The sequence below is a fragment of the Chryseobacterium sp. C2(2020) genome, from assembly GCF_014218915.1.
Classification (GTDB): Bacteria; Bacteroidota; Bacteroidia; order Flavobacteriales; family Weeksellaceae; genus Chryseobacterium; species Chryseobacterium mucoviscidosis.
In genome coordinates this window covers 50,696-66,776 of sequence record NZ_JACLCT010000010.1, presented here as the reverse complement: position 1 = coordinate 66,776, position 16,081 = coordinate 50,696, and the positions used below count along the sequence as shown (strand labels likewise).

Annotated in this window: 13 protein-coding genes and 1 tRNA gene; 13 read left to right on the top strand and 1 reads right to left on the bottom strand. The window is 36.8% G+C overall.

What is annotated here, in order from left to right; genetic code table 11:
* Positions 1-157 precede the first annotated feature (157 nt).
* A complete protein-coding gene (locus H6W52_RS07965) occupies positions 158-3,256 on the top strand; it encodes an efflux RND transporter permease subunit (RefSeq protein WP_116097682.1) in 3,099 nt (1,032 codons plus the stop codon).
* Between the two features lie 434 nt (positions 3,257-3,690).
* Here the strand turns inward: H6W52_RS07965 and H6W52_RS07960 are convergent, their stop codons facing one another.
* Complete coding sequence (locus H6W52_RS07960) at positions 3,691-5,196, bottom strand: DUF4394 domain-containing protein (protein ID WP_116097680.1); 1,506 nt, start codon at positions 5,194-5,196, stop codon at positions 3,691-3,693.
* 336 nt (positions 5,197-5,532) lie between these two features.
* On the opposite strand from H6W52_RS07960, the gene tuf reads away from it, so the two are divergent.
* The 12 genes from tuf to H6W52_RS07900 all read left to right on the top strand — a co-directional run bounded on the left by tuf (position 5,533) and on the right by H6W52_RS07900 (position 15,155).
* On the top strand, positions 5,533-6,738 hold the full coding sequence (gene tuf, locus H6W52_RS07955) for an elongation factor Tu (RefSeq protein ID WP_072955499.1): 1,206 nt from the start codon (positions 5,533-5,535) through the stop codon (positions 6,736-6,738).
* Positions 6,739-6,798: 60 nt separating this feature from the next.
* Positions 6,799-6,869, top strand: a tRNA-Trp gene (locus H6W52_RS07950).
* Between the two features lie 12 nt (positions 6,870-6,881).
* Complete coding sequence (secE, locus tag H6W52_RS07945; protein WP_076390705.1) at positions 6,882-7,088, top strand: preprotein translocase subunit SecE; 207 nt, start codon at positions 6,882-6,884, stop codon at positions 7,086-7,088.
* 22 nt (positions 7,089-7,110) lie between these two features.
* Complete coding sequence (gene nusG, locus H6W52_RS07940; RefSeq protein ID WP_002976412.1) at positions 7,111-7,653, top strand: transcription termination/antitermination protein NusG; 543 nt, start codon at positions 7,111-7,113, stop codon at positions 7,651-7,653.
* Positions 7,654-7,767: 114 nt separating this feature from the next.
* Positions 7,768-8,127 carry a hypothetical protein gene (locus tag H6W52_RS07935; protein ID WP_123891954.1) on the top strand — a complete coding sequence of 120 codons (360 nt, stop codon included), beginning with the start codon at positions 7,768-7,770 and terminating at the stop codon, positions 8,125-8,127.
* A gap of 96 nt (positions 8,128-8,223) precedes the next feature.
* A complete protein-coding gene (locus H6W52_RS07930) occupies positions 8,224-8,526 on the top strand; it encodes a hypothetical protein (RefSeq protein ID WP_116097676.1) in 303 nt (100 codons plus the stop codon).
* A gap of 154 nt (positions 8,527-8,680) precedes the next feature.
* Positions 8,681-9,127, top strand: a complete 447-nt coding sequence (gene rplK, locus H6W52_RS07925) for a 50S ribosomal protein L11 (RefSeq protein ID WP_076390708.1) — start codon at positions 8,681-8,683, stop codon at positions 9,125-9,127.
* A gap of 11 nt (positions 9,128-9,138) precedes the next feature.
* Positions 9,139-9,831: a 50S ribosomal protein L1 gene (gene rplA / locus H6W52_RS07920; protein WP_029295585.1), complete on the top strand. Its 693-nt coding sequence runs from the start codon at positions 9,139-9,141 to the stop codon at positions 9,829-9,831.
* Positions 9,832-9,848: 17 nt separating this feature from the next.
* Complete coding sequence (gene rplJ / locus H6W52_RS07915) at positions 9,849-10,436, top strand: 50S ribosomal protein L10 (protein WP_116097674.1); 588 nt, start codon at positions 9,849-9,851, stop codon at positions 10,434-10,436.
* Between the two features lie 45 nt (positions 10,437-10,481).
* Positions 10,482-10,847 carry a 50S ribosomal protein L7/L12 gene (rplL, locus tag H6W52_RS07910; protein ID WP_087707490.1) on the top strand — a complete coding sequence of 122 codons (366 nt, stop codon included), beginning with the start codon at positions 10,482-10,484 and terminating at the stop codon, positions 10,845-10,847.
* 499 nt (positions 10,848-11,346) lie between these two features.
* The gene (locus H6W52_RS07905; RefSeq protein WP_116097672.1) at positions 11,347-12,540 is read left to right on the top strand and encodes a hypothetical protein; all 1,194 of its coding nucleotides are present in this window, start codon (positions 11,347-11,349) and stop codon (positions 12,538-12,540) included.
* 29 nt (positions 12,541-12,569) lie between these two features.
* Positions 12,570-15,155, top strand: a complete 2,586-nt coding sequence (locus H6W52_RS07900) for a T9SS type A sorting domain-containing protein (RefSeq protein ID WP_116097670.1) — start codon at positions 12,570-12,572, stop codon at positions 15,153-15,155.
* The last annotated feature ends 926 nt before the right edge of the window (positions 15,156-16,081 follow it).

Below are 16,081 nucleotides of genomic sequence, written 5' to 3'. Positions count from 1 at the left end.
TTAATAATTCTTAACTCCTTACATATCCTTAATGGTTCAAATCAGAAGATTTTTCGCTGAGCGAAAGAAAATATGCAGGAAAATAGTCACAAAAATCATTGCGCTCTTTTGCGTTAAAAGAATTCAACGACTTTTTTAGGTCATCAAAAAATCCATCATGAACAAATTCATTAAAAATATCATTGCTTTTTCGTTAAAAAATAAAGCATTCACCTTTATTTGGGTGGCGATTCTGGCGGTTTCGGGATTCATAAGTTTCAAGAACATGCCCATTGAAGCCTTTCCCGATGTTACCAATACCCAGATTGTCATCATCACCCAATGGAACGGGAGAAGTGCCGAAGAAGTAGAACGTTTCGTTACCACACCTATTGAATTGGCCATGAGTCCGGTTCAGAAGAAAACCAGTGTAAGAAGTACCACGATGTTCGGACTTTCCATAGTTAAGATTCTTTTTGACGATGGAGTAGACGATATTTTTGCCAGAAATCAGGTGAATAATCAGCTTCGAACCGTGAGTCTTCCCGATGAAGTGAATCCCGAAGTACAGCCGCCTTACGGACCGACCGGAGAAATTTTCAGGTATACTTTACAAAGCAAAACCAAAGATTCCAGAGAACTGTTAACCTTACAAAACTGGGTAATCGACCGTGCTTTGAGAGGAGTTCCCGGTGTTGCAGACATCAACGTTTTCGGAGGTCAGGACAAAGTGTTCGAATTAAGCATCGATCCGAGAGCATTGGATAAATATAATCTTACACCGCTTCAGGTGTACGATGCCGTTACAAAAAGTAATTTGAATGTCGGCGGTGATGTTATAGAGAAAAACGGACAGGCTTATGTGGTGCGTGGAATCGGTCTGGTGAAATCTGTTGCCGATATCGGAAATATTACCATCCAGAACGACAGCGGAAACCCTGTTCTTGTTAAAAATGTTGCAGAAGTACACGAAAGCTCGATGCCGAGAGTAGGACAGGCGGGACTTAATCATCAGGAAGACACTGTTGAAGGAATTGTCGTGATGCGGAAAGGAGAAAATCCGCGTGAAGTTTTGGTCGGCGTAAAAGCAAAAATTAAAGAACTCAACGAAAAAGTGCTGCCGAAAGATGTAAAAATGGTCACTTTTTACGATCGTGATAATCTGATGGATTTCACTACACACACCGTAATGCACAACCTTATTGAAGGGATTGTTCTGGTTACGGTAATTGTTTTGATTTTCATGGCAGACTGGAGAACAACGCTTATCGTTTCCATCATCATTCCTTTATCCTTATTATTTGCCTTTTTATGTCTGAAACTCGCGGGAATGAGCGCAAATTTACTTTCACTCGGCGCGGTAGATTTCGGAATTATCATCGACGGAGCGGTCGTCATGGTAGAAGGACTTTTTGTGATGCTCGACCATAAAGCCCACAAATACGGTGATGAAAAATTCAATAAACTGGCAAAAGCAGGCTGGATCAAACAGACGGGAACAGGTCTTGGAAAGGCAATCTTCTTTTCAAAATTGATTATCATTACTTCCCTGATCCCCATTTTTTCATTCCAGAAAGTGGAAGGAAAAATGTTTTCGCCATTGGCTTTTACGTTAGGTTTTGCTTTAATGGGCGCTTTGATTTTCACTTTAACGCTCGTTCCGGTACTTTCGCACATCCTTTTAAATAAAAATGTAAAGGAAAAAAATAATCCGTTCGTGAATTTCTGGGACAGAATTGTTTTAAAAGGATTCAATTTTACTTTTAAACATAAAAAACTCAGCTTAATTGTTTCTCTGTCGTTTTTAGCGGTGACTTTATTTTCAGGGAAATTTTTAGGAACCGAATTTTTACCGCAGTTAAATGAAGGTTCATTGTGGATTACCGCCGAAATGCCGATGAGTTCATCATTAAAAGAATCTTTAAATACAGCCGATCTTCTCAAGAAAGACATTATGAGTTTTCCGGAAGTTACAGATGTTCTCGCGCAGACGGGAAGAAGTAATGACGGAACCGACCCGAATGGTTTTGGGTTCGTACAGTTTGCCGTGAATCTTAAACCCAAAGAAGAATGGAAACGGAACATCACCTATGAAGAACTGATTGAAGAAATCGATAAAAAATTAAGAAATTATCAGGGAATTACATTCAATTATTCCCAGCCGATTTCAGACAATGTGGCTGAAGCAGTTGCCGGTTTCAAGGCAGAAAACGGAATTAAAATTTACGGAGATAATCTTCAGACTTTGGATATACTTGCTGAAAAAGTTTTAAAGGAGGTAAAGGATATTAAAGGCGTAAAAGATGCCGGAATTATTAAAAATATCGGTCAGCCGGAAGTAAGTGTAGTGCTCGACAGAGATAAAATGGCGGCTTACGGAGTAATGCCCGATGATGCGCAGTCGGTTCTGGAGATGGCTTTCGGAGGTAAAACCGCTTCGGAAATGTTTGACGGCGAAAGAAAATTCCCGATCCGTCTCCGTTATTCGCAGGAGTACAGAAAAGATGAAAATGATATTGCAGCCTTAATGGTTCCTACGCAGGACGGTGCTAAAATTCCGTTAAAAGAAATCAGCACGATTGAAAAAGACAACGGAGCTGCATTTATTTACAGAGATGATATTAAAAGATATATCGGGATTAAATTTTCCATCCGCGACCGTGATTTGGGAAGTACGATTGCCGATGCGCAGAAAGCGGTTTCTAAAATTGATCTTCCGGACGGATATTCTGTAGGATGGACCGGTCAGTTTGAAAATCAGCAGAGAGCTTCAAAACGATTGGCGCAGGTTGTTCCGATCAGTATTTTAGGAATTTTCTTCCTTTTATTTATCCTTTTCGGAAATATGAAAGATTCTTTACTGGTTTTGGCAAACGTACCTTTTGCGCTAATCGGCGGAATTATCGCACTGCACGTTACCGGAATTAATTTCGGAATTTCAGCCGGAGTCGGAATGATTGCCCTTTTGGGAATCTGTATTCAGAACGGAGTCATCCTCATCACAGAATTTCATCAGAATGTTAAAAACGGAATGGATCTGGACAGCTCACTTCTGAATGGGGTGAAATCCAGAACGCGTCCTGTGATTATGACGGCTTTAATGGCATCCATCGGATTAATGCCTGCTGCTTTATCCACAGGAATCGGATCAGAATCCCAAAAACCTTTGGCAATCGTCATTATCGGCGGATTAATAACGGCAACTGTTTTAACCCTGCTGATTTTCCCGATTATTTTCTGGATTTTCAACCGAACTAAAAAATCTCAACAGATCTGATCATTTCTTTCAATTATATTTTAAACTCATTTTAAATTTAACCGCAGAAGAGACAAAAGACTTTATTGGATTTATTTAAAGTATTTCAAAAGTCTGCAAAGAGAAAAAATCTTTGATTTTTTTTAAACTTATGTGCTCTTTTTTCCATTTAAGTAGTAAACTTAAACAACTAAAGGATTACAATCTTTTGCGATAAAAATTTAGACAAGTTTTACTTTAACCTTTTATTTAATCACAGGTGGCAAAAGATATTTAAATAAGATAACTAAAACTTTAAAGAAAGAGTTTATGTTTTCTTTTCTTTACCTTAATAATAAACTATCAATATATTTTCGAAATTTTTTGCCTTTGTGGCAAATAAACATTCGGTTAAAAAAGAATCGCGGAAAACAAAGTTTTCCGCGATTCTCGCTATTGAAATAATTATTATGAGTTTAGAATCCTAATCCCACAGCAAAACCTCTTGCTGCATTTGGGAAATCTGAAACTGCAGTTGCAGCTCCCGTAGAAGTATTGATACTGTATACTTTCGTTGCCGTTCCTACTGTTGCCAATAAATATGCTTTTTGGCTCATGCTTCCGATATCGAAACCGTTCGCACTGGTAATATTGATTCCTAAAGAACCTGTTTCTACCAAAGTTCCGTTATTCGGAGGATTTTGTTGATACAATTTGTCTGTATTATGATCGATAACGAATAAAGTTGTTGAAGTAGCTCCTGCAAAATTATTGGTATAAGCAGCCGCTCCGATCATTGGAGTTCCCGGATTCAGCATTCCGTCTGCTGCCGTTATTCCGCCTGTTACAGGATCAAGACGTAGATTTTGTCCCGTATTGCTTACGACTCTGATCTTATCAACGGTCGGATTAAAATCAAACCCGAAATCTGTTCCCGTAAGTAGCGTAGCAAAAGGAGAAGTTCCCACTGCGGTTGCAGCTCCTGTTCCTAAATTAATAGTATAAAGTCTGCTTGAACTTCCTAAAGCATAAAGCTGTCCGTTCAAAGGTCTGAAATCTATTCCTAAAATACTTTCACCACTCTGAAGTCCCGTAATTCCCTTTGAAACCGGCATCGGACTGTTCGGATTGAAAATCTGAAGGTTGTTTGAATTATCTACTGCGTAAGCAACCGGTTCTGTAGGAATCGCAAGATCAATGATCTGCTGCTGAAGCATCCCGATGTTGGTTGCTTTACCTGTACTCAGATCCAATAAATGCAGGTTGCTGTTTAAAGCTAATAATGCTACACCGTTATCATATTTAATATCAAAAGCAGCCTGTCCTGTAAAAGTAGTTCCCAAACTTCCGACTTCTACCAATGTTCCGTTGTTCGGAGGATCCTGCTTAAATAACTTTCCGGAAGTCATATCAATATCATACAGAACCGTACTTGTAGCTCCGGATTTGCTGTTGGTATAAGCAACCCCTGTTACAGCAGGAGTTCCGCCTCCGTTAATGTTCATATCGGTTGCAGCAACCGCTCCTGTTTCCGGATGAAGTCTTAAATTCTGCCCTGTATTGCTTACTAAACGAATTCTGTCTACGGTAGGATTAAAATCAATTGACGCAATTGTTCCTGAAACAGCCGGTGAAAATGCTGTTGTGCTTACCGCTCTTGCGGAAGCGTTGGAAGTGTTGATGATATAAAGCTTACTTGCACTGGATAAAGCGTAAAGCTCTCCTGTTGCAGGTCTGAAATCGATACTCATCAGTTTTTCGCCTGAAACTACTCCTGTAACAGCGGTTTTAGAAGTAAACATTTTGGGATTGTTGGCATTGAAGGCAACAAGTTCGTTGTTCGCCGTAAGTCCGTAAGCCATAAGATCGGGTCCCTGAACAGGCATATTCATGTCTGTGGACATCATATCATCGGAATCATCACACGAAAATAAGATGATGGTGCTGAACAGTACGGTACATAAATGTAATAATTTTCTCATAATATATTATTTTTAATGGTTCGTAATTCTATCTACGATAAAAGATAAATTATGGTTTTGGCGTACTGTAATTTTTTCTGAATATTATTCTTTAGTCAATTTTATTGCATTCATAATTAAAGAGATAGTTTATATTTTGGCTAAAAGGTTTATTCCGGATTTTCTAAATTGAGAAATTTGTGTAAATTTGCAATCTCAATACATTGAAATATAAGGTTTGTACTTCATTGGATTTGAATATTAAAACTTTTTTTAATAAAAAGGTTTTGGTATTTAAAAATTCATTATATTTGCACACCGAAAATTTGAAAAACAATAAATAAATAATTTTAAATCATGGCAAAGGAAACGTTTAATCGTAACAAACCACACTTGAACATTGGTACTATTGGTCACGTTGACCATGGTAAAACTACTCTTACAGCTGCTATTTCTGCTGTATTAGCTAGCAAAGGTCTTGCTGAGAAAAAAGACTTCTCTGCAATTGACTCTGCTCCAGAAGAAAAAGAAAGAGGTATTACTATCAATACAGCTCACATCGAATACGAAACTGAGAAAAGACACTATGCTCACGTTGACTGCCCAGGTCACGCGGATTATGTAAAGAACATGGTAACTGGTGCTGCTCAGATGGATGGAGCTATCGTGGTATGTGCTGCGACTGACGGACCAATGCCTCAAACAAGAGAACACATTCTACTTTGCCGTCAGGTAAATGTACCAAGAATCGTTGTTTTCATGAATAAAGTTGACATGGTAGATGATGCTGAGTTGTTAGAGCTTGTTGAAATGGAGCTTAGAGACTTATTATCTACTTATGAATTCGATGGAGATAACTCTCCAGTTATCCAAGGTTCTGCATTAGGAGCTCTTACTGCTGCTACTGAAGGTAACTCTGATGACAAGTGGTTCAAAACTGTTGAGCAGTTAATGGATGCTGTTGATGAGTGGATCGAAGAGCCAACAAGAGATACAGATAAGCCATTCTTGATGCCAATCGAAGACGTATTCTCTATTACAGGTAGAGGTACTGTAGCAACTGGTAGAATCGAGGCTGGTATCATCAACACTGGTGATCCTGTAGACATCGTAGGTATGGGTGATGAAAAATTAACTTCTACAATTACAGGGGTTGAGATGTTCAGAAAAATCCTAGACAGAGGTGAAGCTGGTGATAACGTAGGTCTATTGTTGAGAGGTATTGAAAAAACTGACATCAAGAGAGGTATGGTTATCGCTAAGAAAGACTCTGTGAAGCCACACAAAAAATTCAAAGCATCTGTTTATATCCTTTCTAAAGAAGAAGGCGGACGTCACACTCCATTCCACAACAAATACCGTCCTCAGTTCTACGTAAGAACTACTGACGTTACAGGTGAGATCTTCTTACCAGAAGGTGTAGAAATGGTAATGCCTGGTGATAACTTAGAGATCACTGTAGAATTGTTACAACCAATCGCTCTTAACGAGGGTCTTAGATTCGCGATCAGAGAAGGAGGTAGAACAGTTGGTTCAGGTCAGGTAACTGAAATCTTAGACTAATCATCTAACACAATATAAAAGCTTCCGTAAGGAACTTCTTTACGGAGGCTTTTTTTAACTACGGGCATCGTCCAATGGTAGGATACCGGTCTCCAAAACCGTTGATCAGGGTTCGAATCCTTGTGCCCGTGCAAATAACAATTATGAGTTCATTTGTCGATTTTTTAAAAGGTTCTTATAACGAATTCAGACATAAAGTTGAATGGCCAAAGTGGTCTGATCTGCAATCTTCTACAATTGTAGTAACTGTTGCAACAGTGATCTTGGCGTTATTTACTTTTGGAGTTGATGAATTGTTTTCTAAAGCAATCAGCAACATCATTGGAATGCTAATCAACTTGTTCAATTAATAATAAAAGTATTTTCCCAATAATGAGCGAATTGAAATGGTATGTGCTGAAAGCGATCAGCGGACAGGAAAATAAAGTGAAAAACTACATTGAGACGGAAATCAAGCGTTTAGGCTTTGAGCAGTACGTTACTCAGGTAGTTATTCCTATGGAAAAGGTTATTCAGATCAGAAACGGTAAAAAAGTTCCTAAAGAAAGACCTTACTATCCTGGATACTTAATGATTGAAGCTGATTTGATGGGAGAGATTCCTCACGTTATCAAAAACATTCCGGGAGTTATTTCTTTCTTAAGCTTAACAAAAGGAGGAGATCCTGTTCCGATGAGAAAATCTGAGGTAAACAGAATGTTGGGAAGAATGGATGAACTTTCTGAATTTGCAAGCGATGTTGAAATCCCTTATGTAGTGGGTGAAAACGTTAAAGTAATAGACGGACCATTCAACGGATTCAACGGAACTGTTGAGAAAATTCTTGAAGATAAAAAGAAAATTGAAGTTTCTGTACTTATCTTCGGTAGAAAAACTCCTATGGAGCTTAGCTATATGCAGGTAGAAAAAGTGTAAAAGCTTTAAAAAATAATTTAAAAAGACTATTCGAAAGAATGGTCTTTTTCTTTTTTAATATATTTGATGATGATTCGAACTATTTCATTATATGTATTCTTAACATTGCTTCTTTTGTCTGCAATAAATTGTAAAAAAGAAACTTCTTCACCGCCATCGGTCAATTCTCCGTCACCTCAAAAACAAAATGTTGTAATAGCCGTAGATACAACTTTAACTTCGGGAATTGTAGATAATCTTTTAAAACCTGTCTATGATACGATGAATATGAAACCTTTAGAAGAAATGGATGATGAAATACAGCTTTCAAGATCAGATATCAAACGTTTTGTAATAGGAAGAGAAAAATTTGCTGCTTTAGTAGTAGAAAATCAATATCCTTTTGCAGGCGCATCTACAGGATATTGCGATCTGTTCATATTCCGATTCAATGGTAAGAATTGGGAAACTGCCGATTTTATGATCGAAGCATGAAGTGGTGGAATGTATGGGAATTCCGGTTCATTGCATAGCTTTACTGTTATTGGTAAAGAGACGGTATGCTTTGCTTTATCAGGCGGACAAACTCATATGGGAACTTTATTTTATGATGATTTGGTTATTTTCAGCCAGAATAAATTAAAAAAGGTTTGCACTGTTACTACAGAATATTCTTACGGAGATTGGGATGATAATTCAGATGGAACCAGATTTTGTTATAATGTTCAGTATGCGTTTCTTCCATCAGATAAGTCGGTGTACGATTTGCAACTTGTAAAGAAAAGTTGCTTAAAAGAAGATAAGGATCAAATTCTGGATAAAATTGTTGTACCATTCGATAATAGAGACGGTGTGTTTAAAATTCCGCAGTCTTTTGATGATAGTTTGCCTTAATTTATTTAAAAATCAACATATTCCGTTTGCTATTTCAAAAATATTTCATAATTTTGCAGTCCGAAAAGTAGGATTATCTAATGTGAGAATGGATAACCTGCTGAATAATAAATGCTTCCAAACTCATTAATTATTCAAATTTAAAAAACAAACAATGGCTAAAAAAGTCTTTAAAATGGTAAAGCTTCAGGTGAAAGGTGGCGCAGCTAACCCTTCTCCACCAGTAGGTCCAGCTTTGGGTTCTGCAGGTGTGAACATCATGGAGTTTTGTAAGCAATTTAACGGAAGAACTCAAGATAAGCCGGGACAAGTTTTACCTGTAGTTATTACAGTATACGAAGACAAATCTTTTGAATTCGTAATCAAAACTCCTCCTGCAGCAATCCAGTTAATGGATGCGGCTAAGATCAAGGGTGGTTCCGGAGAACCGAACAGAAACAAAGTAGGTGCTGTAACTTGGGCTCAGGTTCAAAAGATTGCTGAAGATAAAATGGCAGACCTTAACTGCTTTACAATGGATTCAGCTGTTTCTATGGTTGCAGGTACTGCAAGATCTATGGGATTAAGAGTAACAGGAACTAAACCAACTTTTAACGCTTAAAACTTAAAGAAATGGCAAAATTAACAAAGAAGCAAAAGGAAGCTTTAAGCAAAGTAGAAAAAGGAAGAATCTATAACCTTGAAGAAGGTGCAGCTCTTGTAAAAGAAGTAAATACTGCAAAGTTTGATGCTTCTGTAGATATCGCTGTAAGATTAGGGGTAGATCCAAGAAAAGCAAACCAAATGGTAAGAGGTGTTGTATCTCTTCCTCACGGAACTGGTAAAGATGTTAAAGTTTTGGCTTTAGTAACTCCAGATAAAGAAGCAGAAGCTAAAGAAGCGGGTGCTGATTATGTAGGTCTTGATGAATATTTACAAAAAATCAAAGAAGGTTGGACAGACGTTGACGTTATCGTTACGATGCCGGCTGTAATGGGTAAATTAGGACCATTAGGTAGAGTATTAGGACCAAGAGGTTTAATGCCAAACCCTAAATCAGGTACTGTAACTATGGAAATTGGTAAAGCAGTAACTGAAGTGAAAGCTGGTAAAATTGATTTCAAAGTTGATAAATACGGTATTATCCACGCTGGTATTGGTAAAGTATCTTTCGATGCTGCTAAAATCAAGGAAAATGCTCAGGAATTGATCTCTACTTTGATCAAAATGAAGCCAACTGCTGCTAAAGGAACTTATGTGAAGTCTATCTATCTTTCTTCTACAATGAGTCCTGGTATTGCAATCGATACTAAATCTGTTAACTAATTATAAATCCTAAGACAATGACAAAAGACCAAAAAGTTGTAGCAATACAAGAGATCAAAGATTTGCTTCAGGATGCAAAAGTAGTTTACGTAGCAGATCTAGAAGGTTTGAACGCTGGAAAATCTTCTGACTTTAGAAGACAGGCTTTCAAGCAAAATATCAAAGTAAAAGTTGTTAAAAATACACTTTTGCAAAAAGCAATGGAGCAGATTGAAGGAGTAGATTACTCTGAGATGTTCCAGTCTTTTAAAGGAAATTCTGCAATTATGATTGCTGAGACCGCAAGTGCTCCAGCAAAATTAATCAGAGATTTCAGAAAGAAAGAAGAAAAGCCGGCGTTAAAGTCTGCTTTCGTTCAGGAAACTTTCTATGTAGGTGACAATAACCTAGAGATGTTAGCTAACATCAAGTCTAGAGAAGAAATGATCGGTGAAATCATCGGATTACTTCAGTCTCCAATCCAGAGAGTTGTTTCTGCTCTTCAAAACAAACCTGAGACAGTAGAAGCTAAAGCTGAAGAAGCCGCACCTGCAGTAGAAGAAGCTCCTGCTACTGAAACTCCGGAAACTCCGGCTGCTGAAGGAGAAGCTCCAGCTGCTGAATAATTTACACTCAAAAAATAATCAATAATCAACAAAAACATTACAACAATGTCAGATTTAAAAAATTTAGCTGAAACGCTAGTAAACTTAACAGTAAAAGACGTAAACGAATTAGCTGCTATCCTTAAGGATGAGTACGGAATTGAGCCTGCTGCTGCTGCAGTAGTAATGGCTGGTCCTGCTGGTGAAGCTGCTGAAGAAAAGACTGAATTCGACGTAATTCTTAAGTCTGCAGGTGCTTCTAAATTAGCGATCGTTAAATTAGTAAAAGATTTAACTGGTGCTGGTCTTAAAGAAGCTAAAGATATCGTAGACGGTGCTCCTGCTCCATTGAAGCAAGGTGTATCTAAAGACGAAGCTGAAGCTCTTAAGAAGCAATTAGAAGAAGCTGGTGCTGAAGTAGAATTGAAATAATTCTAGTTTACATTAAAAATAGAAGCCTGAACAAAATGTTCAGGCTTTTTTTATTGGGTAAAAAAATTCATTTTAATATCTATAAATATTTATGAACTAAAAAAAAGCAATTGTAATTTTTTATTTTTAAATTATTTTTAATTTTTGCTTTTTTATTTTGTTTATTATGTGTTAAATTATTTATATTGCTAAATTTTTTAATAAAAATTTATAATTTAATTGAAAATATACTATATTTGTATCCGTAAAACACACAGCCTTGGATATAAATTATTTTCTGTCGGACATTAATGTGCCGCTTATTCTTTACATGATCTTGTTGAAGTATTTTAATACAGCAAAGCTGTTAAATTCCTCTCTTTATCAACAGATATCATCTAAAAATTTTTACTTATAAAATTACATCACTGCTAATTTTATCACACATTGTAAAATTATCTTTACAGCAGGCATGAAATAACTTTTCATGTAATCTTTCAAAAACTACAAATATCATATAATGAAAAACAAATTATTCGGATTATCCGTGTTGACAATTTTCAGTTGCATGCTAAACGCACAAGTAGGCATTAATACTAATTTGGGACAAGCAACTCTCGATGTTGTGGGAGCGCCCTCAAATCCAAATAAACTTGATGGAATTATTGCACCGCGAATTACAGGAGATCAACTTAAGGGAAAAAACTATTCTACAGCTCAGACTGGTGCAATTGTTTATGTAACAATTCCTGATACAGCACCTTCAGGTCAGACCGCCAATGTTACAAGCACAGGATATTATTATTTTGATGGCTCAGTTTGGATTCAGTTTCTTCAGTCACAGTCTTCAGATTGGAAAACAACCGGAAATTCAGGAACTACGGCTTCTGCGTCAACTTTAGGGACTGCTGTTTCTTCCGGAAACTTTTTAGGAACTACCGACAGTCAGAATTTAGTATTTACAACAAACAATACCGTAAAAGCAATTTTGGATGTTAATGGTAATCTTAGAGGTGGAAATGCCAATACTTCAGCTCCTTATGCATCACTTTCTTGGGGTTCAAACAATACATTATCAAACAATACCTCGTCCAACATCGCTTTAGGAAGAGAAAATACCGTTGCTGCGCAGGCTGCCAACTTTCCGGGTGTGGCAATAGGAGCAGCAAACAGTTCTTTAAGCGGAGCAAAAACAATAGGGAACAACAATTTTGCCACAGGAGCCAATACCATTGTTTTGGGAAATAATAACGGAACTTCCGGATCTAACGTCAGCGGAATCAATGTTGGAAACTCCAATGTGAATTCCGGTGGTTTTGCTTTTGGAACAGGAAATAACGTAACGAGCAATAATTATGCATTTGGAAATGCCAATGTTGCAAGCGGAGCAGCCGGCGCAATAGCTTTCGGAACCAATGCAAGTGCAACCATTGCCAATCAGACTGTTTATGCCAATACCTCACATGCATTTTCCGGACAGGGTGTAATTGGAACAGCAATTACGGACGTTGGTGTAAATATGACTCCCAACGGAACTAATATTCCGGATCTTGAAATCAGTAAAGGGATTTTAATTAAAGCCACCGGTGTACCTGTAACTTCAGACTGTAACGCAAGTAATGAAGGAACTATTGTTTACGGTAAATCCGGAAATACAGGAAACTTTTACGGATGCAGAATTTCCGCAGGAGTATATGCGTGGCAACAATTCTAAAAAATACACAAACTTTAAAATCTATAAAAATGACAAAAAAATTATTTACGAAAATTACAGCATTTCTCATGCTGTTTCTGCTGTCTGTAAAGATTTTCGGACAGGGTTACACACCGATTCGAGGAATGGGAGTGGAAGCAAAACCACTTAACGCAAACGGAATATGCCTGGCTTGTTACAGCGGAAGCACAAATCCCCTTATTGATGCCAATTTGGATAACAGCGTAAGTATGGGAAGCTTTACCACCTTGGTAAGCGGAAACGGAGTTTCTGTTAAAAATACAAACACCAATTATCCTGCAGGATATATTACTGGTTTTAATGTAGATTTAGGAACCAGCGTTTTTACGGCAAGTCTTTTAAGCAACTTAAGAATCAGTACTTATAAAGCAGGAGTTCTTCAGGAATCTTCAAATAGTGCAACTTTACTGTCTGTTCCTGCATTTGGAGGAACCAAAACAAGAATTTTCCTTCACTTTAAAACAACTAAAGATTTTAACGAAGTAAGACTGTATCAGGTTAACACCCTTTCTATATTCAGTGCCCTGAATATTTATTATGCATTTGCTTTTGATCCCAATAAAGTTCCTGTAGATAATAATGGCATCTGTGATGATATTATTGCAGGAAGCGGTGTAGATGGAAATGTTTCAGGAAGCAGCAGCTTTTTAGCACCTCTTTCTTTCGTGGTCGACAGGCAAAAGATTGGCGACGGAGATAAAAGTTCTTACGGTTCTGTTGTTTTACCGGCAGGCTTGTTGGGATCATACTCTGTAGGTGTTTTAGATAAGAATCAGGTTTATCCCGCAGGAAATAAAACAGGGTTTGTTATTGAACCGGACGATCAGGGTAAATTGCTAAGTGCTGAATTTTTGAAAAATATAACAATTGAAACCTATTTATTCGGGCAGTTACAGGATTCTAAAAACTTATTTGATGGAGGAGGGCTGATTAATATCAAAGTGTTAAGATTCGGTTCCAACAAACAAAAAATTTCCCTCAATACAACCAAGCCTTTTAATGAAGTAAGATTAAAAATTACGCAGACAGTAGGTGTGAATTTCGGAGCTTTAAAAGTATTTTATGCCTTCGAAGAACCTCAGGATTGCGACTGTAATGAGTATATTCAGACTTCGGGAACTTCAAGATTAGGAGATATTGTACAGGGTGCTTCATGGACAGGTGCTTCCGGAACGATTTTCGGATTAACCAATATTACCAACACGGGAAATGTTGTAGATACCAACACAACAAATTTTGCAACAGTAAATTTTTCTCCAATCAATTTATTAATTCCAACAGTTAGGTTAACCGTTAAAAGCAATACAGGAGAATATCCTGCCGGAACTTTCGGCGGATTTACCTTAACGAAAAGTGCTAATTTGTTAACTATAAATGCTCTAGATTATATTACCATTACTTTTTATAAAGGAACAACGGTTACAGAATCCAGAACTTCGGGAGGTTTATTCAGCGGACAGTTTATTACTTCGGCTTCCAATCAGTTTTATGTTGGTTTTACAGCAACAAAAGCGTTCGACAGAATGAAAATTGAAATCAATCCCGGAATAGGAATCACTTTGGCGCAGCAATACTACATTTATAATGCATTTGTTCAGCTTGATGACGATCAGGATGGTGTTCCGAACTGTAACGATAAATGTCCGAACGGAAACGACAGTATTGATAACAACGGAAACGGAATTCCGGATTGTGCTGAAGGATGTTCTGTGGTAAATGATAAATCTTCTGCGCTAGACAGCGATGGAGATGGTGTTGCAGATGCTTGTGATAATGATTCTGATAACGACGGCATTCCGGATGCATGGGAAGACCTTAATGGAAACGGAAAATTTGAAGATGATGATGTAGACGGAAACAAACTGGTTATTGCAGAACTGGGAGACGGAATTTCAAGTTATCTTGATCTTGATTCTGATAACGACGGCATTTTAGATTTATTTGAATCTGGAATTCCAACTTCAGTTATTGATCAGATCGATGCAGATCACAATGGGATTATCGACAGCGGCGTTGCGGTAGGAAATAACGGAATTGCAGATATTCTGGAAACATCTCCGGATTCAGGCGTTATGAAATACCCTTTAAAAAATACGGATGGAGACGATAAACCGGATTTTGTGGATTTGAAATCCAATAATATTGACTTCGATCTTTATACCATCGGAAAAGATAATCTGGATGATCTTGGTGAAGGATTTATTTCGAGAATAAACGATGCAGATGCAGATGGAATTCAGGCGGTTGTAGATACGGATCTTATTGCGAAAGGTTCTCCGAATTCCCCTCTTTCACCATATTCTTCATTTGCGAAAAACAGTGCAATTGCAGCTAAAGCTTCTGTGGGAGAAGTAAAGACAGTAGCAAATGATGTTAAAATTTATCCTAATCCTGTAAAAGCAGGTGAAGATTTAAATGTAAAATCTGATGAAGAAGGTACATATACATTGTTTTCAGCTCAGGGACAATTAATCCGCTCAGGTAAATTTTCAGGAAATACCGAAATTGCTACTTCTTCTTTACCGGCAGGAATGTACATTATAAAAGTAGAAACAAAAACGACTGTAAAATCATACAAAGTCATCGTGAGGTAATTTCAATAAATAAAGCGTTTCTACACATAAGTCATTCGCAAGAATGACTTATGTTTTTAAATATCTGAAATTAAATGTTTTATTGATTTTTTTTAATTAACTTTATAAAAAAAGTAATTACCGTAAACAAATAGTAATTATTCTTAGTTTCTTGCAGTAAATATATATTATGACGGCTTTTTCGAATATTGATCATCTGCTAATCTATTTCGATAAAATCGGTCGTACATCAAAATACAGCTAAATCTTAGGTTATTATAATGATTTTAAGATTGAGTTTTTTTTATTAAGGGTAGGTCATCCATATTTTTGGATGACCTTTTTGTGTAAAAAATGTATAGAAATAAAATATTACTGTCCCAAAATTTTTCATCATTAAAAAAGTTTGAGTTTTTGCTGAATGAATAAGGTATACAGATTAGAAAACAGTTGATATTTAAAAAGAATCTTAGCGATCTCCTGCTTTAAAGAACAGTATAATTAATAATGAAATCGAAATTTTAAAACCACAACGATAAGGCAATAGGAAAATCATAAAAACAATTAACATCTTCAGAATGAAGTTGTTTTATTTGTATATGAAAATAAAATGTTGTAGATTTGCAGTCTCTTTTGGCGCGAATAATTGTTTGTAAATCTATAAAATATTGAATATCACCTCTTTCATTTCCATGAAAGAGATTTCGTGTGTATAGATATTACGGCGGTATCTGCCTCAAAAGTAATAAAAATATTTTGCATTACGCTGTGAAAAGATATACCAGTGTTGCAGTTAGGAATAAGATTCTGAGAATCAAAAGGAAAAAATAAAAGACTGTCTCTTAATAGCGCCAATATTATAAGGTCTTTTACAATTTCTGCTCTCAAACTCTTCTTTCTGATATTTTTTAATGAATCAAAATATTTTTTAACCTTTCTTAAAAGTT